Raw genomic sequence first — 393 nt, forward strand, 5'->3', positions numbered from 1 at the left:
ATCTCGGTTGATTTCTTTTCCTCGGGGTACTTAGATGTTTCAGTTCCCCCGGTTCGCCTCATACAGCTATGTATTCACTGCATGATAGTGTGACGAATCACACTGGGTTTCCCCATTCGGGTATCGCCGGTTATTGCGGTTCATATCACCTTACCGGCGCTTATCGCAGATTAGCACGCCCTTCATCGCCTCTGACTGCCAGGGCATCCACCGTGTACGCTTAGTCGCTTAACCTCACAACCCACAGGCGTTTTACGCTGCGTGTCATGAGCTTTTGAGAGACTCGAACGCGTTGTCCTGTGTTCCTTATTACGGAGGAACACGACAATGCGTCGTTTCAAATTTTCAGCTTGTTCCGGATTGTTAAAGAGCATAATACTTCGCAGCACACCG

1 rRNA gene is annotated in these 393 nt (G+C 49.6%); it reads right to left on the reverse strand.

What is annotated here, in order from left to right:
* A 23S ribosomal RNA gene (locus CMR03_RS22045) occupies positions 1 to 234 on the reverse strand; the annotation flags it as partial.
* Positions 235 to 393 lie beyond the last annotated feature (159 nt).

It is taken from the genome of Pantoea allii (assembly GCF_002307475.1).
Lineage (GTDB): Bacteria > Pseudomonadota > Gammaproteobacteria > Enterobacterales > Enterobacteriaceae > Pantoea > Pantoea allii.